Annotated in this window: 24 protein-coding genes; 13 read left to right on the top strand and 11 right to left on the bottom strand. The window is 32.8% G+C overall.

Annotated elements, in window-relative coordinates; all coding sequences use genetic code 11:
- Nucleotides 1-22: 22 nt before the first annotated feature.
- Nucleotides 23-892, bottom strand: coding sequence for a glucose-1-phosphate thymidylyltransferase RfbA (gene rfbA, locus CDV25_RS08060; RefSeq protein WP_108911510.1), 870 nt, complete (start codon nt 890-892; stop codon nt 23-25).
- A 100-nt stretch (nt 893-992) separates the two neighbouring features.
- On the opposite strand from rfbA, the gene CDV25_RS08055 reads away from it, so the two are divergent.
- On the top strand, nt 993-2,060 hold the full coding sequence (locus tag CDV25_RS08055; protein WP_108911509.1) for a glycosyltransferase: 1,068 nt from the start codon (nt 993-995) through the stop codon (nt 2,058-2,060).
- A gap of 88 nt (nt 2,061-2,148) precedes the next feature.
- Nucleotides 2,149-3,288 (top strand): glycosyltransferase family protein, encoded by a 1,140-nt coding sequence (locus tag CDV25_RS08050; protein WP_108911508.1) that lies wholly within the window; start codon nt 2,149-2,151, stop codon nt 3,286-3,288.
- 117 nt (nt 3,289-3,405) lie between these two features.
- Here CDV25_RS08050 and CDV25_RS08045 read toward each other — a convergent pair whose 3' ends face one another.
- The 9 genes from CDV25_RS08045 to CDV25_RS08000 all read right to left on the bottom strand — a co-directional run bounded on the left by CDV25_RS08045 (nt 3,406) and on the right by CDV25_RS08000 (nt 11,703).
- Entirely contained in the window at nt 3,406-5,088 is a 1,683-nt protein-coding gene (locus CDV25_RS08045) for a sensor histidine kinase (protein WP_108911507.1), read from the bottom strand.
- Between the two features lies 1 nt (nt 5,089).
- Entirely contained in the window at nt 5,090-5,755 is a 666-nt protein-coding gene (locus CDV25_RS08040) for a response regulator transcription factor (RefSeq protein ID WP_108911506.1), read from the bottom strand.
- 34 nt (nt 5,756-5,789) lie between these two features.
- A complete protein-coding gene (pstB, locus tag CDV25_RS08035) occupies nt 5,790-6,545 on the bottom strand; it encodes a phosphate ABC transporter ATP-binding protein PstB (protein ID WP_108911505.1) in 756 nt (251 codons plus the stop codon).
- 2 nt (nt 6,546-6,547) lie between these two features.
- Nucleotides 6,548-7,372 carry a phosphate ABC transporter permease PstA gene (gene pstA, locus CDV25_RS08030; RefSeq protein WP_108911504.1) on the bottom strand — a complete coding sequence of 275 codons (825 nt, stop codon included), beginning with the start codon at nt 7,370-7,372 and terminating at the stop codon, nt 6,548-6,550.
- Nucleotides 7,369-8,211 carry a phosphate ABC transporter permease subunit PstC gene (pstC, locus tag CDV25_RS08025; protein WP_204161884.1) on the bottom strand — a complete coding sequence of 281 codons (843 nt, stop codon included), beginning with the start codon at nt 8,209-8,211 and terminating at the stop codon, nt 7,369-7,371. Before pstC ends, pstA begins: the two co-directional genes overlap by 4 nt.
- Entirely contained in the window at nt 8,208-9,035 is an 828-nt protein-coding gene (locus CDV25_RS08020; protein ID WP_108911503.1) for a substrate-binding domain-containing protein, read from the bottom strand. The genes pstC and CDV25_RS08020 overlap by 4 nt, the downstream gene beginning before the upstream one ends.
- A gap of 218 nt (nt 9,036-9,253) precedes the next feature.
- Nucleotides 9,254-9,832: a metal-dependent hydrolase gene (locus CDV25_RS08015; protein ID WP_108911502.1), complete on the bottom strand. Its 579-nt coding sequence runs from the start codon at nt 9,830-9,832 to the stop codon at nt 9,254-9,256.
- 196 nt (nt 9,833-10,028) lie between these two features.
- The gene (locus CDV25_RS08010) at nt 10,029-10,217 is read right to left on the bottom strand and encodes a hypothetical protein (protein ID WP_108911501.1); all 189 of its coding nucleotides are present in this window, start codon (nt 10,215-10,217) and stop codon (nt 10,029-10,031) included.
- A 1,222-nt stretch (nt 10,218-11,439) separates the two neighbouring features.
- Nucleotides 11,440-11,703, bottom strand: coding sequence for a hypothetical protein (locus CDV25_RS08000; RefSeq protein ID WP_162550480.1), 264 nt, complete (start codon nt 11,701-11,703; stop codon nt 11,440-11,442).
- A gap of 526 nt (nt 11,704-12,229) precedes the next feature.
- Here CDV25_RS08000 and CDV25_RS07995 point away from each other — a divergent pair.
- Complete coding sequence (locus tag CDV25_RS07995) at nt 12,230-12,463, top strand: hypothetical protein (RefSeq protein WP_108911498.1); 234 nt, start codon at nt 12,230-12,232, stop codon at nt 12,461-12,463.
- A 353-nt stretch (nt 12,464-12,816) separates the two neighbouring features.
- On the opposite strand, the gene CDV25_RS07990 is transcribed toward CDV25_RS07995, so the two are convergent.
- The gene (locus tag CDV25_RS07990) at nt 12,817-13,011 is read right to left on the bottom strand and encodes a hypothetical protein (RefSeq protein ID WP_108910611.1); all 195 of its coding nucleotides are present in this window, start codon (nt 13,009-13,011) and stop codon (nt 12,817-12,819) included.
- Nucleotides 13,012-13,078: 67 nt separating this feature from the next.
- On the opposite strand from CDV25_RS07990, the gene CDV25_RS07985 reads away from it, so the two are divergent.
- The 10 genes from CDV25_RS07985 to CDV25_RS07940 all read left to right on the top strand — a co-directional run bounded on the left by CDV25_RS07985 (nt 13,079) and on the right by CDV25_RS07940 (nt 24,192).
- Entirely contained in the window at nt 13,079-13,525 is a 447-nt protein-coding gene (locus CDV25_RS07985) for a single-stranded DNA-binding protein (protein ID WP_108911020.1), read from the top strand.
- A 326-nt stretch (nt 13,526-13,851) separates the two neighbouring features.
- Nucleotides 13,852-14,280 (top strand): hypothetical protein, encoded by a 429-nt coding sequence (locus CDV25_RS07980; protein WP_108911497.1) that lies wholly within the window; start codon nt 13,852-13,854, stop codon nt 14,278-14,280.
- Nucleotides 14,281-15,795: 1,515 nt separating this feature from the next.
- Nucleotides 15,796-18,495 (top strand): DUF2972 domain-containing protein, encoded by a 2,700-nt coding sequence (locus CDV25_RS07975; RefSeq protein WP_108911496.1) that lies wholly within the window; start codon nt 15,796-15,798, stop codon nt 18,493-18,495.
- Nucleotides 18,496-18,910: 415 nt separating this feature from the next.
- Nucleotides 18,911-19,564, top strand: coding sequence for an urease subunit alpha (ureA, locus tag CDV25_RS07970; protein ID WP_108911495.1), 654 nt, complete (start codon nt 18,911-18,913; stop codon nt 19,562-19,564).
- Nucleotides 19,561-21,270: an urease subunit beta gene (gene ureB, locus CDV25_RS07965; RefSeq protein WP_108911494.1), complete on the top strand. Its 1,710-nt coding sequence runs from the start codon at nt 19,561-19,563 to the stop codon at nt 21,268-21,270. Before ureA ends, ureB begins: the two co-directional genes overlap by 4 nt.
- 94 nt (nt 21,271-21,364) lie before the next feature.
- Nucleotides 21,365-21,643, top strand: coding sequence for an AmiS/UreI family transporter (locus CDV25_RS07960; protein ID WP_108911493.1), 279 nt, complete (start codon nt 21,365-21,367; stop codon nt 21,641-21,643).
- Nucleotides 21,643-22,161 (top strand): urease accessory protein UreE, encoded by a 519-nt coding sequence (gene ureE / locus CDV25_RS07955; protein WP_034554322.1) that lies wholly within the window; start codon nt 21,643-21,645, stop codon nt 22,159-22,161. The genes CDV25_RS07960 and ureE overlap by 1 nt, the downstream gene beginning before the upstream one ends.
- Nucleotide 22,162: 1 nt before the next feature.
- On the top strand, nt 22,163-22,825 hold the full coding sequence (locus tag CDV25_RS07950; protein WP_108911492.1) for an urease accessory protein UreF: 663 nt from the start codon (nt 22,163-22,165) through the stop codon (nt 22,823-22,825).
- 9 nt (nt 22,826-22,834) lie between these two features.
- Nucleotides 22,835-23,440: an urease accessory protein UreG gene (gene ureG / locus CDV25_RS07945; protein ID WP_108911491.1), complete on the top strand. Its 606-nt coding sequence runs from the start codon at nt 22,835-22,837 to the stop codon at nt 23,438-23,440.
- Entirely contained in the window at nt 23,437-24,192 is a 756-nt protein-coding gene (locus CDV25_RS07940; protein WP_108911490.1) for an urease accessory protein UreD, read from the top strand. The genes ureG and CDV25_RS07940 overlap by 4 nt, the downstream gene beginning before the upstream one ends.
- Nucleotides 24,193-24,265 lie beyond the last annotated feature (73 nt).

Below are 24,265 nucleotides of genomic sequence, written 5' to 3'. Positions count from 1 at the left end.
GAAACACTTATTTTTAATCCATTTAATCTAAAAGCCCATAGAGATACTGCCCATAACCGCTTTTACTTAAAGCTTCTGCCCTTTTTAAAAGCTCCTTTTCATTGATCCAACCATTATGGTAAGCAATTTCCTCTAAACAAGCAATCTTATAACCTTGCCGCAATTCAATCGTCCGAACAAACTCCCCTGCTTCTAACAAACTATCGTGTGTGCCAGTATCAAGCCACGCAAAGCCCCTCCCTAAGATTCGGGATTTAAGCCTTTTTGCTTTTAAATATGCAATATTGACATCAGTTATTTCAAGCTCACCTCTTAGGCTTGGTTTGAGAGATTTTGCGATATTAATTGCTGCATTATTATAAAAATACAAGCCGGTAACCGCAAAATGGCTTTTAGGATTACTAGGTTTTTCCTCTAAGCTCACGACTCCACCGCTAGAATCTATCTCCACTACGCCAAAGCTTCTAGGGTCTTTGACGCGATAAGAAAAAATTGTCGCAATGCCCTTTTTCGCTTCCTCTCTTGCCTCTACTAACATAGGGGAGAATCCTTGCCCATAAAAAATATTATCCCCTAAAATCAAGGCTATATCCTCACAACCTAAAAAGCTCTCTGCTAAGATAAGTCCTTGCGCTAAACCATCAGGAGATTCTTGCACACAATATTCAATATGCATTCCAAGCCACTCCCCATTACCAAAAAGCTCTTGAAATCGCGGTATATCTTGAGGAGTAGAAATAATCAAAACTTCTCTAATATGGGCTAACATAAGCACAGAGAGTGGATAATAAATCATCGGCTTATCATAAATAGGCAAAAGCTGCTTAGAGAGCATTAAAGTTGCAGGATAAAGTCTAGTCCCACTTCCACCAGCTAAAATCACGCCTTTCATTTATACTCCTTTAAGCTCACATTGAAAAGAATTATAGCTTAAAAGATTTCTAAAAAGAAATGCAATACAATAAGCTAAATCATAACAAAAAGGAGTTTTAGTGAAAAATATTTTTATGGTAGTTAAGAATATTTCAAGTGTGGGCGGGATTAATCGTGTTGTAAGCAATCTTTGTTATTTATTAGCCAAAGATTACAAAATTACAATTATTAGTTGCACAACTTTAGAAGAATCCCCAGCCTTTGAAATGCCCATAGGGGTTTGTCTTATTCATTTTAAGAAACTCTATCCCGACTTTTGCACCAAAAGCTTTTTAGATAAACTCAAGTTTTCCTACCGCTTCAACAAACTACTCCCTAAAGATTCACAAAATTTTGTTATCGTTCATCAGCTTTTATTCCCCTTCTTTAAAGCCAAAAACACTACTTATATCCGCCTCTATCACGGGAATTTCGAAACAGGTTTTAAGAAATATCTCCACAAATCCCCACTACTTCCACCTAGAATCCGCCTTTTTGATACTTTAGTTATTCTAAGCTCTAAACAAATCCATCTTTTTTCAAAACTCCATCCTCATATTAAAGTTATCCCTAATTTCTTAAATGATTTGCCTAATACTACCACCAATCACACACAAAAAGTGGTTTTATCTGTCGGGAGATTTTCCGAGGAAAAAGGTTTTTTGCGGCTTATTGATATTTGGTTTATCGTGAATAAAAACCCTCATTTAAAAGAATGGAAACTTCATCTTATAGGAGATGGGGAGTTAAAAGAAAAAATTGTAGCAAAAATCCATTCTTTGGAATTAGAAGATTCTATTATCCTTAAACCCTTTACCAAAAATATCCAAGAAGAATATCTCCAAGCTAGTATCTACGCACTAAGTAGCCACTATGAAGCCTTCCCTATGGTGCTCTTAGAATCAGGCTCTTATGCACTTCCCTCTGTGAGTTTTGATGTGCCAAATGGTCCCAGTGAGATAATCCAAGAAAAAAGTGGATTTAAAATCCCTGATAAGGATTTGCAAGGATTTGCTCTAAAGCTCCAATTACTAATGGAAGATAAGCTTCTAAGAGAAAAAATGGGAGAGGAAGCAAGAGAGATTGTGTTAGAGAGGTTTAGCAAAAAGGCAATAAAGCCTAAATGGCAAGAAGCCTTAAACATATGAAGAAACTTTCAATGTAGGGAAATCCTCAATGAGAAAATTAAATAAGAGGAATTTTCCATACAAAGAAATTTTATTTTAAAGAGAAATGATGAAAATTTTATGTATTACCGATAAGCAATACCAGCAATCCAATAACCAGATTCTTGCTATTTTCCAAAAATACCTTTTACAATACGCAAAAGTTGAAGTTGTTTATTTCCATAAAGATTCTAAAGTTTTTCAAGAAAACTCTTCTATATGCCCTATGTATATCTTACCCTATGGAGTAAAACATAGGAATCTTGTCAAACTTTTAGGTAAATTAAATATCAACCTTGATAATTATGACTTCATCATTGTAAGGAATTTCTATCCCGTGGCTAAACAAATCTTAAAAGCCCACAATAAAGTGATTTTTTGGGAGACTTTTCCGCATGACTATCGTAGAATCTATGAAGCAAGAATAGAAAAAAAGGCACTCTTGCGTAAAAGCCTAGAATATAAAATTAAGTTTTTCCTCCACCAAAGAATCCTTAAGCAATGTATCGCCTACCTTACAATGACCCCTCAACTAGCAGAGCTTTTCCAACCTAATCTCCCCATTCCCATTTTCACGCTCCCGGGAGGAATAGACTTTGAAAATTGTGATAGAGAAGCTATAAACAATAATTTGCATACCTGCAATACTCCCCTTAAATTCCTCTATACAGGCACGATTGATAAAAATAGACAATTAGGGGTAGTCTTATCGGCTTTCCTTGAAAGTAAAGGGGATTTTATCTTAGATATTTTCACAGGAAGTGCTAATGAAGAAGTGCAAAAAATACAAACCCTTATCGCACAAGATAAAAGAATCTCTTTGCATCCTCCCTTGCCACTGCTTGAAATGCTAAAAACCCTACCGCATTATGATATAGGTTTAGGGCTAATCCCAAATACCCCTCTTTATAGTGTTAGCTCCCCTTTTAAAACTATGGAATACGCAAGTGCTGGAATCATTCCACTTATTAATGATTTACCCGAATATGTAAGGCTTTTTGATAGCAATTGTGCGTTTTTTAGTGATTTTAACAAACAAGATATAAAAGCCACCCTCCAAAAGATTCTAAACACTCACCCCTCTAGCTTACAAGCTATGAAACAAGCTCTATTCCAAAGGGCATTAGAATCTATGGATTATGCCAAACTCACCAAGAAGCTTTATGATTTTTTATGCTCCTTAAAAGATTCTAAACACTCACCCCTCTAGCTTACAAGCTATGAAACAAGCTCTATTCCAAAGGGCAATCTATGGATTATGCCAAACTCACCAAGAAGCTTTTATACTCTTTAAAGATGGGCAAGTTATGCTCTTAGGAATTACCCCCTATGCTATCTTGTTAAATTCTAGGATAAATTCACTCCCTTTTCCTACCTCACTCTTTAGCTCTAAATATGCTTGATGATAAGCAACAGCGGATTTTACAATCGATAATCCAAGCCCTGTGCCTCCTAATTGCTTACTGCGACTTTTATCCACACAAAAAAATCGCTCAAAGATTCTTTGGTGGAGATGCTCTGGGATACCAATCCCACTATCTTGTATGCTAAGTCTTATTTTCTCCCCTAAATTATGCAAAGAAACCCTAACAAAGCCTCCTTTTTTATTATATTTAATCGCATTATCCACTAAATTAAAAATAAGGTTTTCTACTAAGCTTTTCTCCCCTAAGATATAACCCTCTTGTAAATCTAAAAGAATTTCAACTTCATATTGTGTAGCAATCATTTTTAAATGCTTAACAACCTTTAACACATTGCTCTTTAAAGATATTTTTTGCTTTTGTAAATATTCTGCTCCCCCCTCATCAAAGAATGAAAGCTTTAAAATCTCATCTATCATTACAAGCAATCTTGTAGATTCTGCAAATATTTTGTCGATAAATTGGGGTATATCCTCCTTTTTTACAAGATTGTTTTTCAACATTTCAGAGCTAGCAAGTATGGAGGTTAAAGGAGTCTTTAACTCGTGCGTTACATTAGCGCTAAATTCTTTTCTTAAATTTTGTGCGAGTTTAGTCTGTGTAATATCCCGCACAATAACGACCATTCCTTTACATTTATTTTTCACAAAAATAGGGGTAAAAATCACCTCACATTCAAAATTACAAAGTTGCATTTGCAAAGTCTTGCTTTCCTCTTGTTTATGTTTTTTAAAATCCCTTAAAAGATTAAGCAAGATTTTCAAAAAATGCGATTCTTTAAGCTCATAGATTATAGTGCAAGATGAGAGGTTTTTAAAATACTTATTAACGCTTTTATTGGTAGAGAGAATATCTCCGTGTTGGTTAAGTAAAATTAACCCATCACTCATATGTTCTGCTAATAAAAGCATTTCTTGCTGCTTTTGACGCAAATGCTTAAGTTGGGTTTTGATAATTTTGTTTTGAGATTTGATTTTTTTCACAAAACTATGAAGCTCAAAATACAGCGAATCTTTTTTTAAATCCTCTAAATTAGCTTTCAAAATAGGCTTTAAGATAGCCTTTGCTAAGACTTTAGCTAGAAAGAAACAAAGCAGTAGTGCTAAAAAGGATTCTACAAAGAAAAAGGGTAGGAGCTTAAAAAATAAAGCTTTAACATATTTTTGCTCTTTAGCCACTCTTAAAACAATCTCCCTTTCTTTTAAAAACACCGCATAATAAAGTGTTTTAGCCCCTAGTGTATTAGAATAACGGACACTTGTAGCCCCTCCATTAAGCAAGGCATTTTGGATTTCCTCTCTACTGCTATGATTTTCTAAAACTTTGCTAAAGCTATCGTAGAGAACATTGCCATTTTTATCGATAATGCTTATTCTATAATGGGAATCTTGAAGGGGTTTAACAAGCGATTCTAACTGGGTTAAATCCTGCGGTAATTGCTCTATTAAAGATTTGGATTGATTTTTTAAATCCTCTAAAGTTTCCTTTTGAAAAAACAATTCTAAGCTAAAGAGCAAAAAGGCATTAGCAAGAAGCAAAAGGCTTAAACTTCCTATAAAAATAGAAAAAAAGATTCTTCTTTGCATCTTAATCTTTAGAAAACTTATAACCCATACCGCGTATAGTTTGGATATGATGACCAAAATCGCCTAATTTTTGCCGCAATGTTTTAATATGAATATCTAAAGTCCTGCTGTGTGTGCCATAATCATACCCCCATAAAGCCTCTAAAATCTCCTCTCTATTAAAAGCCCTTTCTTGATTTTTCAAAAATAACCCTAAAAGTTCAAATTCTTTTAAGGTAAGGGGAATAGGCTTATTATTAATTTTGACTTGATGATTAGTAATAGAATAGATGCAATTTTCAAAAACAATTTCATCTTTATCCCCATTCTTCCGCCGCAAAATAGCACGAATCCTTGCTAAAAACTCCATAACACCAAAGGGCTTACTCATATAATCATCTGCCCCATAATCTAAGCCCTTAACTTTGTCAATCTCACTATCTAAGGCTGTTAGCATTAAAACAGAGATTTTTTGAGTATTAGGATTACTTTTTATCCTCTGTAAAATTTCAAAGCCATTCATCCCGGGCAATAAACAATCTAATACTAAAATTTGTGGAATAGCCTCTTTTAGGGCAACTTGTAATTGCGTAAAATTACTAAAGCCTTTTGCTTCAATATTTTGAGATTTTAAGGCATAAAGCACAATGTCTAAAATAGCTTTATCATCTTCTAAAACATAAACCAAAGCATATCCTAAGTTTTAATACAATTTTAACATATTAACCAAATCTTCCCTCAATATACTCACGCGTCTTTTGCTTTTTAGCCTTTTGGAATATTTTTTGTGTATCCTCATATTCTATCATCTCCCCAAGCAAGAAAAATGCGGTTTTATCGGAGATTCTTAATGCTTGTTGCATATTATGGGTTACGATAATAATCGTATATTCTTTTTTTAAACGCAAAATGAGTTTTTCAATTTTTGCAGTAGAAATAGGATCTAGCGCACTTGTTGGTTCATCCATTAAAAGCACTTCAGGATTAGTTGCTATTGCCCTTGCGATACATAATCTTTGTTGCTGCCCACCACTAAGGCTTAAAGCACTACTTTTTAATTTATCTTTTAAATCCTCCCATAACCCAACATCCTCTAAAGAAGCTTGAACAACCTCATCAAGCTTTGCCTTTTTCTTAATCCCGTGCGTCTTTGGACCAAAAGCGATATTATCATAAATGCTCATAGGAAAGGGATTAGGCTTTTGAAAAACCATTCCCACTTTTTTACGCAAGGTATTAATGGGAATATCTTTATAAATATCTTTATTTTCAAAGAGTATTTTTCCTTTAATCTTACATTCCTCTATTAAATCATTCATACGATTAAGACTTTTAATAAAAGTCGATTTACCACAACCGCTAGGACCTATAAAAGCCGTAACTTTGTCTTTATAAATCTCCATATTAATATCTTTTAAAGCCCAAAAAGAGCCATAATAAAGATTCATTTTCTTAATATTAAAACAAATTTTTTGCATTTTTATCCTTTGGTTAGTCTTTTAGCAATGTAATTTGCTAACAAGTTTATAACAAGCACTATCACTATTAGCACCATAGCGGTGGTATAAGCTTCATTAATATATTGTCCCTCACTAGAAATAATATACATATGCACACTAAGGGTTCGTCCAGAATCTGTTAGCCCTGCTATTTTTGCCACACCCCCTGAAGTATAGAGCAATGCAGCACTCTCCCCTACTACTCTCCCTATGCTTAAAAGTATTCCAGCTAAAATCATAGGGATACTAGCAGGGAGAATTACGATAAAAATGGTGCGTAACTTTCCAGCACCAAGTGCTAAACTTGCTTCTCTCAATTCTATGGGGACAGATTTTAGGGCTTCTTGAGAATTTCTTAGGATCAAGGGCAAAATCATAAGACTTAAAGTTAATACTCCCGACAAAAAGCTTATTTTAAAGCCAAAATAAATCACAAAAGCTAGATAACCAAATAAACCATAAACAATACTAGGAATCCCCAAAAGCGTATCCGAAGCAATCTTTATAACATAGAGGAGTTTATTTTTCTTACTATTATATTCATTAAGAAAAATCGCACCAAAAACCCCAATGGGCGTTGTTAAAAATATAGAAAATGCCACCATATTTAAGGTATTAATAAGAGCCGGTAGCATAGAGATATTTTGAGAATTATATTCCCATTCAAAGAGACTAGGAGAGAAATGCAAAATCCCTTTATAAAAAATAAATCCTATTAAGATTCCAAAAATACCTAAGGTGGTCAATAATGAGAACTTGGCAACCAAAGAGAGACAAAAGGATAATTTATCGATTTTTGTTTTCATTGTTTTTCTTTAATGAGATTAAGACTTGTATTAATAAGGAGTATAAAGACAAACAAGACAACAGCATTAACAATTAAAGCTTCTCTATGCAAATCTGTCGCATATCCCATTTCAAGGGCAATATTTGTCGTGAGGGTTCGCACTCCATCAACAAGACTATGCGGAATTTGCACTTGATTACCCGCTACCATAATTACTGCCATAGCTTCTCCAATAGCCCTCCCAATCCCTAAAATAATAGAAGACAAAATACCGCTTCTAGCCGCTAAGAGACTGACAAAAAACACACTTCGCTCTTTGCTAGCCCCTAAGGCTAAAGCCCCCTCATAATAGGACTTTGGAACGCTATCAAGAGCGGATTTAGAGATTAGGATAATCGTAGGTAAAATCATAATGCTTAAAATTAATGCAGCGGCTAAGACACTTTTCCCAGAAACCCCATTAAAGGTACCACTTATCCAAGGGACTATTATCACAAGTCCAAAGAATCCATAAACAACAGAGGGGATAGCACCTAATAATTCAATAGCAGGCATTGCAAAAAGCTTGGTTTTTTTAGAGGCAAAAGCGGATAGATAAATCGCACTAAAAACACCTATAGGGACACCGATAAAAATGGCTAAAGCACTCACATAAATACTCCCAATGATCATAGGGAATATTCCAAAAATATCTTCAGTGGGGTACCAATCAAAACCAAAAATAAACTCTAAAATCCCTATATGAAAAAGTGTAGGAATGGCATTTCCAAATAAAAATATACAAATCATTATCACACAGAATATAGAAATACAGCCAAAAATGGCAAATATTCCTTGTGCGATTCTTTCTTTTATCATTGCACTTGTTCCCAAGTCGTAATTTCTCCTAAAAATATTTTTCGCACCTGCTCTTTGGTAAGATCAGTAATAGGATTTTGTTGATTGACAATAACTGCTAATCCATCAATAGCTAATACTTGAGGCTTTACGCCCTTTTTTAATTCACTCTCTTTAACTTCTCTTGATACCATTCCTATATCGGCAATTCCCTCTACCACAGAATTTACTCCTATAGTAGAATCAGATTGTGAAATTTCTATGTCTGCGTTTGGATTAATTTTGACATAGGATTCTTTAAGTTTTTCCATAAGCGGAGTAACCGAGCTTGAACCTGCAATTATGAGCTTACCTTTTGGATTCTTACTTTGAAAATTTCCTTTGGCTAAAGAAATATAACCCGCTTTCTCTATAATAGGTTTTGCTTCATTAGACAAACTATAGGCTAAAAAATCCTCTATTAAAGGATTTATACTTTTTGTAACGATATTAAAAGGTCTTGAAATAGTATAACTTTTGTTTGTAATATTTTGTATGCTTGGTTCTATACCATCAATTTTAAGAGGTTTGATAGTATTATTTAAAGCCCCTAAGGAGATATAACCAATAGCATTTTTAGAGTTTGCAACACTTGTTAGCATGATACCTGTAGAATTTGTAATTTCTATCTTTGGAGAAATAGCATCGATTTTTTTGCCATTAATAGTTTTGTGGATTCCAAAAATATCCACAAAAGCACCTCTAGTCCCTGAACCCATTTCCCTTGAAATAGGATAAATATTTTCCGCTAAAGCATTAAGGGATAGACAAGCTAACAGCCATAAAGCTAAAATAGTTTTTTTCATAAGATAACTCCTTAATTAAAGTAATAACAAAAGTATAAAAAGGGAATGTAAAAAAGAATGTGTAAGTATTGTAAAAGTTTTGTAAAGTTTATTTCTGGAATATGATTCTAATAAATGCAATTAAAAATATTTTGCAATTAATCCCTTAAAGAGGGGCTTTAAAAGATAGATACTTAGCCTTTTGCCTCTATGATACTTTAGGCTTCTTTAAGGGGTGCTCACAACACCCCCTTTAAAGAATGCACCATATTAGGATTTATCATTACATTAATCCCAAGAAACAATGCTCCACAGATATAGGCAATTACTTGGTCGGCTAATCCGCTAGTTCTAAATCTTAAGACTTTAGGAAGTGCAAAATACTTTTTACTTTTAAAAGGCAAAAAGATTGGCACACCACTTAAGGTCATCATATCTCCAACTATATGCAAAAGATTACCTAGAATAAATCCAGTTACTAGAAATACTAAAGCATTTTCATAAAAGCCATTTATAAATGTCCTAACACTCTCAAAATTACATAGCACCATTAACAAAAGGATTAAGATAATAATAAAAGGCAAACTATGTGTAAATCCCCTATGCCCAAAAATAGCATTCATTAAGTGAGATACCCCTATAAACATTCTACCTATTTTAGAATGTGGTTCATCAATATCAGGGAAGATTGCCCCAAAGGCTACTGCAAAATAAAAGATTAATAAATGGGTGCTTTCAATAGGTATAAATGGCTGTATTATAAAAACACCTACTGAAGCTAAAGAGAGAGCAAAGGTAATATGTGTTTTAGCTAACATTTATTACCTCCAACATTATTCCCAAAGTCAGACATAAAACAATCCTTATTACTTTCTTTTATGGGTTTTTGTTCCATTTCTTTGCTTTATTGTAACACTTTTAGAAAGTAGAATCTCTTTTTTGGGTGTTGGAGCTTGTGGGATTGATTGATTATGTGGTAGAGTTTCTTTAATTTGGGATTGTTTTTTCAAGTTTTTAGATTCTTTTTTTACTCTTAGGGTCTTGATTATCTAAATCTATTTGTATTGTAGCCTTACCTTTTGCAAACTTTATAATAGCACTTTCTATGATTTTACGCTTTAATCCATAGTTATTAAGCTCTTTTAAGATATTAATGGCTGTGCTATTTGTAAGTGTAACTCTTAATTCATATTTATCTTGCATAGTTACCTCCTAAAATTCTAAATTAGTTCTTTTAGTAAATAATTCATAACATTGTGGAGTTTTTGTATAAGATTGTAGAGCCATTGCAATAAGTTGTGGCTCTCTTTGTCCTTTATTTATGAAATAGTTTGGAATTAATAATTTTTATGTAATTACATTAAAGTTTATAAGAGAAGACTTATAAAAGATATTAGGATCATAATTCATAGAAAAGCCTCCTATGAAACTTCCCTCATATCCTCCCCCTAAGGTAACCTTTATAGATTGTTGTGGATCATCAGCAAAAAATTCTGCAGTTAAATTCCCATTAGCTGCATAAGAATAAGATTTTACTTTTCCTTCTCCTCTAGTATTAGAGATATTATTTTTCCCAAAAGAGCCTTTTGTTTGGATATTAAGATAAAGAGATTGTGTATCTGTTCCTCCTAATTTTTTTATTATTCTTGCACTTCCATAATAAGAATCGGTTAAAAATCTTAAATTAAAGTCTGCATTATTACTATGTTTAAATTGAGCATTAGACTTATCATGGGAGATAAAACCTTCCTTTATTGGTAAGTATTCCTACAATTCCTGTGTTACTAACATTAGCTAGACTTCCTTGATTGTCAAGCACACCATTTAAGGTTCCAGTATTGCTAAGCATTCCTGGATGCTATTATTACTTAAGCTTGTGATATTCCCACCATTTTCATTACTAAAGTTCCCAGCCTTTCTAGAGTTGCTAAAGTTGGTTAAAGTAGCACTACTTTTATTATCAAATCCATCCTTTAAAGTCCCAGCATTACTAAAGCTGCCTATGCTTCCAGCGTTGCTTAAGCTATTGATGCTATTAGTATTGCTTAAGGTATTGATAATCCCTGTATTATTAAATGTGACCCTTAAGCCTCCATCATTCTTAAAATTACTTATGCTTCTAGAGTTAGTAACTTGGGTAGAGATATTCCCGGCAATTGTGATTTATTCTCTAGGTTTGCTTTCCCAACATTTTCGATAGTATTGATTTTACCCTCATTGTATAGCTTGGATGTGACGGAGGTGCCAGAACTCCTGATACCATCTATAAACCCATCTTACGTAGCCATATAGCGGTGTTTTTACCAATTCTATCAGTTTTACTATAAAGTTTTACATGGGCTTTTTGCAAACCTAAGCCAAAGCTTACAAGGGGTTCATGTGCAAATTCACCAAAGAATCTAGAATCTAGTAAGCCACCCCCTTGCTAAGAATTTAAATTACTAGTGGGATATAACTCCAAGGTAACAACAGCATTGCCTTTTCTAGAAACGTTAGCAGGGACAAATAGCTGAGATATTAGTGTAGTGGGTGTTGTAAGCCTACAAGTCCCAGCTGGGTTTTCTGCGTTGGCAATACATTTTCCAAGCTCCCCAACAAGTTGGTTTTGGCTGGCACAATGATTGCTCAAGCCATAACCTAAGGCTACAGAAGTGGCTAAGGAAATTGTCAAATAGCTGCGTAAAAGCATAATTGCCCCCCCCCCCGTTAATACCAATCAATCTAAATTTAAGTGCTCAGTTCTACCCCATTAAAAATTAAACAATACTGAAAGTTCATTAGAATTTATATAAAATATTATCATTTTTTATATTTTTAGGTTTAGTTGGTTGGCTTTCAAAGTTTCAAAGTTTTTTTGGGTTTATTTAGTTTTTGGGGTGTTTGGTTTTAGGTCGTTTGGAGTTTCTTACCCCATCTTACCTTCTAAATTTATATTCCTTAAATCCCTACAAATCTTTACTTAAAGCTACCCTACAAAATTAAGTAAAGCTACCCCCATAGAATTTGATAATAAAACCCCTCAAAGGGTGGTTTTATAAATAATTCTACACTTAAACTTTAGTAAGACTTTAATGGGACTCTAACAATATTAAAAAGATTGCAACAATTGAAAAGAACATTAATGCAGAAGTCTTTGTCCTTAAGTCTTTAAATACTATAAAAATCTTTAGAGAATTAAGGGCAACAGATGCACTAGATTCTACATTAAGGAATTTTTGGGTGATAAAATTAGTGCAAAAGATATGGAAAAATGGATTAAACTTGTTGATGAGATTTATACAAAAATTACAGAAGCAAATATGTATGGTAAAGAATTATTAGTCAATAATGGCAAAAGTCGTGGTATAGAAAACTTCTTTTTAAGACAAGAGATTAAAAAATCTATTGAGACAAAAGAAGCTAAAACTAAAAAAGCTAAAACACAAGAGAGTAAGAAAGAAGAAGCATAATAGTATAAGAGAGAATGAGGAATTACTAAGACAGTCCAAGCGGAGGGACACTCTTTTTTAGAGTGAAGATATAGTCCGTTCTCTATGGTGACATAGAGCAGCTCTTAAATCGTAAAAAATTCATAAAGGCAAAAAGCCTTGTATTTTAATTACGATTTAAGGCGTGTATAGTGTTGCCAACTATGCAGAACATAAAGATAAATTAAAAATTATCACTAACGCCTAGTTAGTTAATTTAATAATACCTGAAAACTTTAAAAGTCTTAAAGGCTTTTCTACTATAGGGGGTTGATGTTGATATTCCAGAGTGTAGATTTATTTAAGACTTGGTTTTTTTGGGATACTTATATCTTTTAAGTCTTTCTGCCTAAAGGAGTTTTACACTTCATAGGAATTTCTTTTTTAGATTTTAAGTTTGTTAAGGTGCTTATGTTTTTAAAAGCATTTCTGTCATAGAGGAATGAACAAGGATTTCCTAGTGTAGATTTTCTTTTTGAATATAAGTCTGTAATTTTTAAGAAGCACTCTAAGGTGGTCTTTACAAGCAAATTCCACCTTTAGTGTTTGTTTTTAAAGGCAACTTTAGTTTGTCTAAATTTATCTTAAAGGATAGAAATGTTTAACAAAGTTATTTTAGTAGGAAATTTAACTCGTGATGTTGAGTTGCGTTATTTACCCAATCAAAGTGCATTAGCTAAACTAGGACTTGCTACCAATCGCCGCTATAAAAAGCAAGATGGCTCACAAGGAGAAGAAGTATGTTTTATTGATGTGAATCTTTTTGGTAGAACTGCTGAAGTAGCTAATCAATACCTTAAAAAAGGTTCTTCTGTGTTAATTGAAGGTCGTTTGGTATTAGATACTTGGATGGATAATAATGGACAGAAGAAAAGTAAGCATAGCATTACAGCAGAAAGTATGCAAATGCTTGGTGGCAATAGTGCAAAAGCAGATGCTAATACTTCTGAAGTAGTTGTTGATAATGAACCTAATGCAGTTTATGAAGGACAGCCACAAGTCAATCAAAACAATACTGATGCTGGAGAGGGCATACCTTTCTAGTTCTTATTGTTTTAAATCTAAACCCTCTAGGCTTTTATCAATCTTATAAGCAATAAAACTCTTACTGCCTAAGCAAGAGTGATTTATTTACTTTCCTTTAGATTGAAATAAAACCTAAGAGACTTTTTAATATTAAATATTCCAACAAGGGATTATTACTTCCCTTGTGGGAATATAAGAATCCTTTCTTAGAGTATTTTTACTCTAAGTATCAGTTTTAGGTGCTTTAAGCTATACAATTATCCATAGATTGTCTTGCAGTCATTACTAACTTGTAATGATGAATAGAGAGTTTGTGGTATAATAGAAAGAATTAAGGAATTAATATGCAAGGAAATATGATGCAAGTTATACAACCCAATCATACTATTTCACAAAGCACAATAGCTTTAATAATGAAGCTTATTAAAAAAAGCTATAAAGAAGAGGAACAACAAGAAGTTTTAAATGATATTGTTGCTATTGTCGATGAAGTTAAAAGAGATAATAGAATCTCCTCTGAGTTAATAAGAGAAGAAGTAGTTGAAAAGCTAAAAGGAGAATTAGCTACGAAAGATTTTGTTAGAGCGGAGATTGCAGGAGTAAAGCAAGAGTTGAAGCAAGAAATTGCAAAAGTAGAAAAAGAAATTGCAGAAGTTAGAGCTAATTATCGCTCTCTTAGGCAAGAGATGAAGTTCTATGCAATAGGTTTAGGAGTCTTAATAATTATCCTCCAACCTAAAGTCTTTGATTTTATCACTGCTTTTCTTAAGTAGCTAACACTAAAATACTTACATACAGCCCAAGTTGGGATAGAAGTATCCCAGTTAGAGGTTTGGGTTTATTGTCTAAGCAGAGTAGTTATTAAATTAGTTAAAGAAACTTATGTAAATTAGGATTGATAGATCTTATTAATGTTTTTTATATCGCAATTAGTGTGCTATTCTCTACGATACCAATTTTGCTCTAGAATCGTTTTGTAGATAGGTATCTAGCCTTGCTAAATATTAAAACCTGATACATTAAATAAACTGTATGTTATTAGGTTGTATTTGCACTATCTATGGTAATAAAGCAAACTTATCCCTCCAAGTTGTAATAGAAACAACAAGTCGCATAAATTGACTAGCTAGATAATTATCATCAATGATTACAGATAGAAGTGAGATTGGATCACTATCTGCTAATTTTGCAGTATTGTGCTATTGCTCTAACTCTAATCTATACTTATACTCTTTCACAGCAAGCATCTTTAATGATATTTGAAATAGGTTTCAAATTATAATCACACTTAATATCATCAAGCATTTGTTTAAAATCCTTATCTGTACTAAATGTGATTTTAACAGTATCCATATTATTTTTCTTAATACAGCTTAATGCAAGATGATTCCATACATATAATTAACTCATTTAAACTCTTTTGACTTTGCGTGTGCATTTGCTTCTATTTCTCACAAATCTGGTTTGTAAATTAATCTCTCTTTTATAAGGGGCAATAATAGAATAGTCTCTTTTTTAGTAAATGAAGTTTTCATAATTTCTCCTTACACCATTTAAATTAACATTAAAACAATGGGTACAAGCGTAGATAATCCCACCCCTCCCGGCAACCCAGGATAACTTGTATCCCAAAAGCGGGTTGAGTGAGAGGGTAGAATAATTTTAACTACTAAGAATTTCTAAAGCAAAGAAATTTTTGAAGGAAAAAAGTTAAAAGCTTTACAAAACCTATTTGTGTTTATTTGCTCTCTAAAACTTTACCCATTAGAAGTTTAGATGCTGATTATCTCTAATGTTAATTGTTACTGCATTAATAATGCACTATTATTTCTAATAGTTGGAGTATAACACTCTAAACAAGAGGAAAAAACAATAAAAACACCTTTTGCGTTTTAATGCTTTATCCTCTTGTATTGCAAGACTTCCTAGCAATTCAAAGGAAAAGGGCTATATGTTGAATCATAAGCTACACGAGGTGGATTACACTAGGTGGAAAGAACCTAAGACAAAATTTAAAAATTAATAATAATTAAACTAACTAATTAAAGCAAAAACACTAAATAAACAAAGTAAAATAAATATAAAAGCTAGTGAAAGTCTTAAGGAGTATTAAACTAGCCTATGTAATAAACCCTAATTAAGGAATCTGTAATGAATAAACTAATGCTTAATCTCTCTATTAACTTTCATTTTAAAGGATTCTTTAGTGAATAACACCTATTTTAATAATCTTAATCCCAATCTTAATAACCCTAATAACTTAAATACTAATCCTATAAGGATTCTCTATGTCCTCTTTTAATCCAAACTCTGCAAAAGAAAGAATAAAAAACCATTTAATCTATAAATTGGGTTTAGCTTTAATTACTTATGATAAGCAAAGAAAAGAAAACTTAAAACATAACAATAAAATTAAAAAATCTCAAACTCCTATAATCCCTAATCATACTTTATGTGCTAATCTCTCTTACCAACAAGAATCTTTTAAAAACACTTATTCTTCTTTTAATCTGTGGGGGGGGGGGCAAAATAACACTTATTTAGTTTCTCTTATTCCTTTTGCCTTTTTAAAACTTCTCCTCTGTCTTTATAAAATCAAACAAACCCATAAAAAACAACAGCAATTCTATAAACAAACTATACAACTCTTTCCTAATCTTAAATATCCATCTTTACAAGATTGTAAAGATTATCAACAATCTCTCTGCTTTCAATACCATTTAGCCTATCTATTAGGAGAGGCATTAAGTAAAGCAGATAAGATTTGGTATAAAGGAGGATATTTTACATTAAACAAGAAAATAAAAGAAGCTAAACACATTTACAAGCTGCACCAAGAATATAAAGCTATACTAAAAGTATTTAATCTACCTTATTGCTTTATCCCTAAAGAATCTCTTTTACAGACACTTTCTTTTTTAAAAGCTTTAAAACATCTTTATAATGCTTCAGATTCTAAAACAACACAAACTTTCTTTTTACACCTTTTTAACCAAATACCTTTTTATACACAAAGACCTTTTCTTTTAAAATACAAAGAGGAGATTTTAGAATGGTTAGAATCTAAAGAATTTAAAGAACAATATATAAAGACTAATCATCCTTATCCCCCTTTACTTAATCCTAAGAGATTATATAAGAAAGAAAGCATAGAAGTAAAATCTCAAAGAGAGGATAGAGGTAGAAGTGAGGATGGAGGAGAATTACAAAGGAGAGGAGATAGAGAGGATAGAGAAACTAAAGAAGGTAAAGAAGTAGAGATTCAAAGTAAAGAAACTAAAGAGAAAGAAACGCAAAGTAATAGTAAAGGAATTAAAGGTATAAAGACTGAAAGTAAAGAGTCTCAAGATGGAGAATTGCAAAGTAATACCAATGTCTTTATAGATTCTAAGAGTAAAGAAGAGATAAAGAGCAAAGAGATTAAAAGCAATAAGGAGATGGGGGATAAGGAGAGTAAAGATAATGGAATAAGTGGAAGTCATACAAAAGAGAGGATTAGAGGAGAGAGTGAAGAGGTAAAACATAAAGAGAAATTAGTAGCATTAACAATACAAAGCAATAATGAGGTAAAGAGTAAGGAGATTAAAGAGGATAGAAATAGAGAAACTAAAGAAGGTAAAGAAGTAGAGATTCAAAGTAAAGAAACTAAAGAGAAAGAAACGCAAAATATAAAAGGGATTATTAAAGAAATAAGTAAGCAACAAGAGATACAAAATCAAAAAGAGAATAGTGAGGAATTAGTAGAAGTAAAAACAGAGATAAATAAAGGGATAGGGGATAGAGATAGTGAAAATGTAGAATCTAAGAATGAAGAATCCTTACAACCTTATGCTAATTTAAGTTATGAGAGTATTCCTGCTTCCCTTGCTTGGGATTTGAATTTGCCATTAGTTGGGGGGTATAATGGTATTTGGCTTTATAATAGCTCTGCAGGTGGGGAAGCAACACAATTCTTTTTTGGTTATTGTGAGGGGATTGAATTTTGCACACTATGTTGGAGGTTTAAAGAATACAAAAGTGCGTATATTTATTTATATCAAAATTATTTAGAGAGTAAAAATATTATATTTTCTTTTAATGCTTGGCAAAAAGGTGCGGAAAAATTTGGGAATTTGCTAGATAAAAAAGTTCCCATTTTTAGTATTACTAGAGATTATATTAGTCGATTAAAAACAGGTGTTAATCATATTGCTAGCACAGAGTCTAAACTTAAGTTTAAAAATTTTTCTTTAAAGGATGAAATATCATTTCCGCAAATTTATTATCGTGGAGCTTATAAAAATAAACCCGATATTAATATCCTCAAGGGGAATAATTTTTCTTTAATGTGGGGAGACTTGGGAGGACTTGGGTTAAGATTAAAATGGCTCAAAAATGCCATTTCTAAAGTTTATTTTATCCCTATTGATGCAATTAGTGGTGAGAGGGCTTTTTATACTTTTATGCAATTATCTAAAATCTTACATTTTAATCTTCCACAAAATTCCAAAGCTTTTAGTGGTAAGGTTAATCGGTATGAGGGTTTAATAATGCTGCCTTGTAATTTAAGAGTGGATACAAAAGATGTTGATAAACACATACAAGAAATACAAGTATTGATTACAACCTATCAATTGCATCCAAATCACGATAATAAGCTTATAAATATAATGAATTCTATAAAGGTTAAAGCACCACAAGATAATCTTGTTTTGTATGTTAAGCAAGAGGAATTTAGAGTATTAATGGAAAATAAAACTTTATTGCGATTGCTTCAAGAATATTTTGAGAAATATTTTAGTGCATTAAGGGGTTATATCAAAAATATTCAAGACAATCTTTTTAGCGAACAAGATATATTAAACTATTTTAAAAATCATCCAAAACTTGCCTTAGAATTTAAAAAGCAAGTTCAAGGAGATATTGAAATTATTAAATCGCAATCTCCCCATATTATAGATTCTTGGAAATATTATCAAGAGTTTCTTAGGATTTGTGAGGAGGGATAAGGAATAGCAACTTATAGCTTTCTTGGCATTTTTAATACATTCAAGTTTTAAGAGCAAGATAAATTAAATTATTTAAGAATTGTAAGTAAGAGGATTACAAATAATAAAGGTATTTTAAGTATCAAAACTGCATAAAAGTTACAAAGTATAAGGATTAGGCAGTATCAAGCAAACTTTAAGTGTCAAGAAAAAGAATATTTGCGGTATTGTTAATTCCGATATAATGAATTTTTTTCTATAATCTCGTTGTATTTGGAATTATTAAAATAAGTTTTATGTAATTGATATACCTTAAATTTGGTATTTAAGATATAAGTAGATTTTTGAAATCCTAGATTATTGAGTAAGCATTTATCATAAATTTTTACAATTCTTAAATTCTTTTAGAGAAAATATAAAAATATGAGGAGATAATATGAGATTAATGCCTAAAGAATTAGACAAACTAATGCTCCATTATGCCGGAGTATTAGCTAAATCGCGTAAAGAACGCGGAATTAAACTCAATTATGTAGAATCCATAGCCCTTATTAGTATGGAGGTTATGGAGCTTGCCCGAGAAGGAAACAAAAGCGTAGCAGAGTTAATGCAATTTGGTAGAGAGATTCTTAGAGCTAATGAAGTAATGGATGGCGTGGCAAGTATGGTTGATGAAGTGCAAGTAGAAGTAAGCTTCCCTGATGGCACAAAGCTTGTAACAATCCATAATCCCATTGAGGATAATGGCAAACTTACTCCTGGGGAATATATCTTAAAAAATGAGGATATTATCCTTAATGCCAATAAAGAATCTATAAGCATTAAAGTCTCTAATAAAGGCGATAGACCCATACAAGTAGGTTCTCATTTTCATTTTTTTGAAGTCAATACACTCTTAGAATTTGACAGAAAACAAGCCTATGGCAAACGTTTAGATATTGCCTCTGGCACTTCTGTCCGTTTTGAACCTGGTGAAGAAAAAAGCGTAAATCTGATTGATTTTGGAGGCAAACAAAAGATTATTGGATTTAATGACTTAAGCAATACTCCAATAAATCAAAACAATAAGGCGGATAGGGATAGGATATGATAAAGATTTCAAGAAAACAATATGTTTCTATGTATGGACCAACTACTGGGGATAAAGTGCGTCTAGGGGATACAAATTTATTCGCAGAGATCGAAAAAGATTATACGACTTATGGCGAAGAGATTAAATTTGGTGGCGGGAAAACTATCCGCGATGGTATGGCTCAAAGTGCAAGCGTTTATGAAAATACACTTGATGTTGTTATTACCAATGCAATGATTATTGATTATACAGGGATTTATAAGGCAGATATTGGCATCAAAAATGGAAAAATTGTAGGCATTGGTAAGGCTGGGAATCCTGATATTCAAGATAATGTATTCCAAACAATGGTTGTAGGCACAGCAACAGAGGTTATAGCAGGGGAGGGACAAATACTTACAGCAGGTGGGATTGATACACATATCCATTTTATCTCTCCTACACAAATCCCAACCGCACTTTATAGTGGTATAACAACAATGATTGGTGGAGGCACAGGACCCGCAGCTGGAACAAATGCTACTACTTGCACACCCGGAAAATGGAATATACAACAAATGTTACGCGCTGCTGAAGAATATGCTATGAATCTAGGGTTTTTAGGCAAAGGTAATAGCTCTAATGAGGAGGCATTAGAGGAGCAAATTACATCTGGAGCATTGGGGTTAAAAATTCACGAGGATTGGGGTTCTACTCCTGCTGCGATTAACCACGCTTTAAATGTCGCTGAAAAATATGATGTGCAAGTGGCTATTCACACAGATACTTTAAATGAAGCAGGTTGTGTTGAAGACACAATGAGAGCAATTAGGGGGAGAACTATCCACACATTCCATACTGAAGGTGCGGGTGGAGGACACGCTCCAGATATTATTAAGGCTGCAGGAGAGCTAAATATCCTACCTGCCTCTACAAACCCTACAATTCCCTTTACAAAAAATACCGCCGATGAACATTTAGATATGCTTATGGTATGCCATCATTTAGATAAAAAAATTAAAGAGGATGTGGCATTTGCTGATAGTAGAATCCGCCCAGAAACTATTGCTGCAGAAGATACACTCCACGATATGGGGATTTTCTCCATTACAAGTTCAGATTCTCAAGCTATGGGTAGAGTGGGTGAAGTCATCATAAGGACTTGGCAAACTGCGGATAAGTGCAAAAATGAATTTGGGGCTTTAAAAGAGGAATGCGGGGAAAATGATAATTTTAGAATTAAAAGATATATTTCAAAATATACCATTAATCCAGCTATTGCTCATGGAATTTCAGAATATGTAGGCTCTGTTGAAGTGGGTAAATTTGCAGATTTAGTGCTTTGGAAACCTAGTATGTTTGGTGTAAAGCCAGAAATGATTTTAAAAAATGGAATGATTGTAGCGGCAAAAATAGGAGATTGTAATGCTTCTATTCCCACTCCAGAACCTGTTGTCTATGCACCAATGTTTGGTAGCTATGGAAAAGCAAAATATGATTGTGGAATTACTTTTGTTTCAAAAATTGCCTATGATACAAATATTAAAGAAAAATTTGGGCTTCAAAGAATCCTTTTGCCTGTTAAAAATTGTCGCAAGATTACCAAAAAGGATATGAAATTTAATGATGTTGTTACACCCATTAAAGTCAATCCGCAAACCTATGAAGTCAGTGTAAAGGGTAAAAAAATCACTTCTAAATTTGTTGATAAAGTCTCTTTAGGGCAACTTTATAGCTTATTTTAGGGTGTCAATATTAGGCATTATTAATGGATGTGGCTATTATTTTAATGAATAATGGTGTTGTCGCTTTACTTGTATTGATGGCAAAAGTGCTTCTATGATGAATATCTTTGCAAGATGGCTTTTGGGCTTTATCTATCTTTTACCCCCTCTATGGTGCTTTAATGTGGGGGCGGTGGCTTATTTAAACCCTCTTAAAAGCAAAAAAGTGGGTGTCGGGTTTGCTTTTATAGGGTTTATTTGGCGTGTTTTGTGGGGTTGGAGGGAGAGTGTTGTAAAAATTGAGTTTCAATTTATGCCTTATTTAGCCATTGCAGAGGGAATCTTCACCGCTTGGATTCCATCGTGGCTTATCCTTATAGGATATTGGCACTGATGCAAGTAGAACATATTATTGGCAACATTAAAGATATAGATGCAACGCATTTAGAGATTGATGAAGTGCAAATGGCTTGGTATGATACAAGAAAAAAAATTGCACGTTTAAGCTCACAAAATGGGCAAGTTATAGCGATGAAGCTTATTCAAGCACCAGAATGTGGATTAAATAATGGAGATATTCTTTTTTTAGATGAAAATAGAGCAATCATTATCTCTATTTTGCCTACTTGGGTGCTTTGTATGCAACCAACGCATTGGCATATTATGGCTAGATTATGCTATGAGATTGGGAATTTGCATATACCACTTTTTTGCAATAAAACCACAATGGAGTTTCAAGCACCCTTTGAAAAGCCATTACAAAGAATCCTCCAAAGGCAAGGTATCGCATTTGAAAAAAAATGGTGTGTGCTAGATTCTAAAGATAGAATCAATATTACCTATCCTATTGCAAGTGAGCCAAAAATTATTCAAAGCCAACATTTTTCTATCAAAATTACAAAAAAGGAATAAATTGAACTTTTTGCTTTTACAAATCAATGATACACTTTTTCCCATAGGTAGCTATACGCATTCTTTTGGATTAGAAAGCTATGTACAATTAGGCAAGATAAAAAATAAATATGATGCTAGAGATTATCTTAAAGCTTATTTGCACACACAAATGTTATATACTGATTTATTAGCCATAAAGCTTATTAGAAAAGCACATTGTTTAGAGGAAATTTTTGAAATAGAATCTATTATTGCAGCAGCAACCTCTGCAAGAGAAGTTTTAAATGCCATACGAAAATTAGGACTGCGATTTATAAAAACTATTAATGCTATGAAATTAGAGCAAAAAGCATTCTTTACAGCCTATACACAAGCAAGCAAGAATCCTATTTATGTGGTTGCCTATAGTGTATTTTGTGTAGCTTATGGATTAAATTATCAAGATTCTTTATGCCATTATTTATATGCCCAAAGCTCTCAAGCTTTAACTAACTGCGTAAAACTCATTCCGCTTGCACAAAGTGATGGGCAAGAAATTTTAGCTTCTTTACATAAGGAATTTGATATTTTATGCCAAAAATTAGAGTGTCTTAAAAAACAAGATTTGTGTAATAACGCTATTGCAAATGAAATTAAAGCAATGCAACATCAATATTTACCCACAAGATTATATATGTCATAAAGGAGAAATATGGTAAAGATAGGCGTATGCGGACCTGTGGGAAGTGGCAAAACTGCCCTTATAGAATCCCTCACACGCAAGATGAATGAACAATATTCCCTTGGGGTTATTACCAATGATATTTATACACAAGAAGATGCAGAGTTTATGAGTAAAAACTCTGTGCTTCCTAGTGAGAGAATAATAGGAGTAGAAACAGGTGGTTGCCCTCATACCGCTATTAGAGAAGATGCTTCTATGAATCTTGAAGCCATAGAAGAAATGCAGGAGAGATTCCCAGATATTGAGATTTTATTCATAGAAAGTGGGGGGGATAACCTTAGTGCGACATTTAGTCCAGAATTAGCGGATTTTACCATTTTTGTTATTGATGTGGCACAAGGAGATAAGATCCCAAGAAAAGGTGGTCCAGGTATTATGCGTTCAGATTTGCTTATTATCAATAAAATTGACTTAGCCCCTTATGTGGGTGCAAATTTAAGCATAATGGAAGCAGATACTAAAAAAATGCGTGGGGATAAGCCATTTTTATTCACTAATATCCGCTCTCAAAAGGGAGTTGATGCGGTGATTGAATGGATAAAAAAATACGCACTTTTAGAAGATTGTCTATGAGTAGCTTTGCACAAGAGAGTATTTTAAAGCTTAAAACCAAAAAAGGGTTAAATGGTAAAAATATCATTGATGGGATGTTTTTTACTCCACCCTTAAAAATAATAAGCCCATTAGAAGATGGAGATATGGCTGAAATTATGCTTATATCCGTATCTGCTGGGCTACTTAAAGATGATAAACAAGATATTGCTATACATATTGGCAAAGAAAGTAAGATAAGATTAACTTCACAAAGTTATGAAAAAATACACGATACACAAGGTGGTTATGCCAGCAAACAAACACAAATCATAGTTGAAGAAAATGCTTTTTTAGATTATGCCCCTTTACCCACATTGCTTTTTAAAAATGCTTCTTTTAAAAACACAATGGATATTTATCTTTATAAAAATGCTAAATTACATTATAGTGAAATCTTATGTGCTAGAGCTTGTGGTGAAATATTTGATTTTTTAGAGTTTCGCTCAAAGGTTTGTATTTATAAAGACAATAATTTGGTATTTTTTGAAAATATGCACCTTAAGCCTGCAGAAATGGATTTACAAAATCCTTGCCTTTTTGATGAATATACCCATATTTTAAGTATTATTATATTTGATGATACTATAAATATCCAATCCTTAGAACAAAAAATCCAAAATAGCTCTTTAAATGTCGGTATAAGCACAAATAATGGGGTTATCATCATTAGAGCACTTGATAATCAAAGTGAAAGATTGCTCCAATTTAAACAGGATTTAGCCCTAAGCTAAATATTAGGAACAAATAAATAAATTTGAAGCAGAAAGCTTTGTTTAAATTTTTGAATTCTTGTGCCTAGAAAAA

Source organism: Helicobacter apodemus (assembly GCF_003097575.1).
Lineage (GTDB): Bacteria > Campylobacterota > Campylobacteria > Campylobacterales > Helicobacteraceae > Helicobacter_D > Helicobacter_D apodemus.
This window is presented reverse-complemented; position numbering and strand designations above follow the sequence as displayed.

Coding starts and splice junctions, on each gene's coding strand:
- rfbA (WP_108911510.1), bottom strand. CDS start 892: ATGAAAGGCGTGATTTTAGCTGGTGGAAGTGGGACTAGACTTTATCCT.
- CDV25_RS08050 (WP_108911508.1), top strand. CDS start 2,149: ATGAAAATTTTATGTATTACCGATAAGCAATACCAGCAATCCAATAAC.
- CDV25_RS08045 (WP_108911507.1), bottom strand. CDS start 5,088: ATGCAAAGAAGAATCTTTTTTTCTATTTTTATAGGAAGTTTAAGCCTT.
- pstB (WP_108911505.1), bottom strand. CDS start 6,545: ATGCAAAAAATTTGTTTTAATATTAAGAAAATGAATCTTTATTATGGC.
- pstA (WP_108911504.1), bottom strand. CDS start 7,372: ATGAAAACAAAAATCGATAAATTATCCTTTTGTCTCTCTTTGGTTGCC.
- pstC (WP_204161884.1), bottom strand. CDS start 8,211: ATGATAAAAGAAAGAATCGCACAAGGAATATTTGCCATTTTTGGCTGT.
- CDV25_RS08020 (WP_108911503.1), bottom strand. CDS start 9,035: ATGAAAAAAACTATTTTAGCTTTATGGCTGTTAGCTTGTCTATCCCTT.
- CDV25_RS08015 (WP_108911502.1), bottom strand. CDS start 9,832: ATGTTAGCTAAAACACATATTACCTTTGCTCTCTCTTTAGCTTCAGTA.
- CDV25_RS08010 (WP_108911501.1), bottom strand. CDS start 10,217: ATGCAAGATAAATATGAATTAAGAGTTACACTTACAAATAGCACAGCC.
- CDV25_RS08000 (WP_162550480.1), bottom strand. CDS start 11,703: ATGCTTTTACGCAGCTATTTGACAATTTCCTTAGCCACTTCTGTAGCC.
- CDV25_RS07985 (WP_108911020.1), top strand. CDS start 13,079: ATGTTTAACAAAGTTATTTTAGTAGGAAATTTAACTCGTGATGTTGAG.
- CDV25_RS07980 (WP_108911497.1), top strand. CDS start 13,852: ATGCAAGGAAATATGATGCAAGTTATACAACCCAATCATACTATTTCA.
- CDV25_RS07975 (WP_108911496.1), top strand. CDS start 15,796: ATGTCCTCTTTTAATCCAAACTCTGCAAAAGAAAGAATAAAAAACCAT.
- ureA (WP_108911495.1), top strand. CDS start 18,911: ATGAGATTAATGCCTAAAGAATTAGACAAACTAATGCTCCATTATGCC.
- ureB (WP_108911494.1), top strand. CDS start 19,561: ATGATAAAGATTTCAAGAAAACAATATGTTTCTATGTATGGACCAACT.
- CDV25_RS07960 (WP_108911493.1), top strand. CDS start 21,365: ATGATGAATATCTTTGCAAGATGGCTTTTGGGCTTTATCTATCTTTTA.
- ureE (WP_034554322.1), top strand. CDS start 21,643: ATGCAAGTAGAACATATTATTGGCAACATTAAAGATATAGATGCAACG.
- ureG (WP_108911491.1), top strand. CDS start 22,835: ATGGTAAAGATAGGCGTATGCGGACCTGTGGGAAGTGGCAAAACTGCC.
- CDV25_RS07940 (WP_108911490.1), top strand. CDS start 23,437: ATGAGTAGCTTTGCACAAGAGAGTATTTTAAAGCTTAAAACCAAAAAA.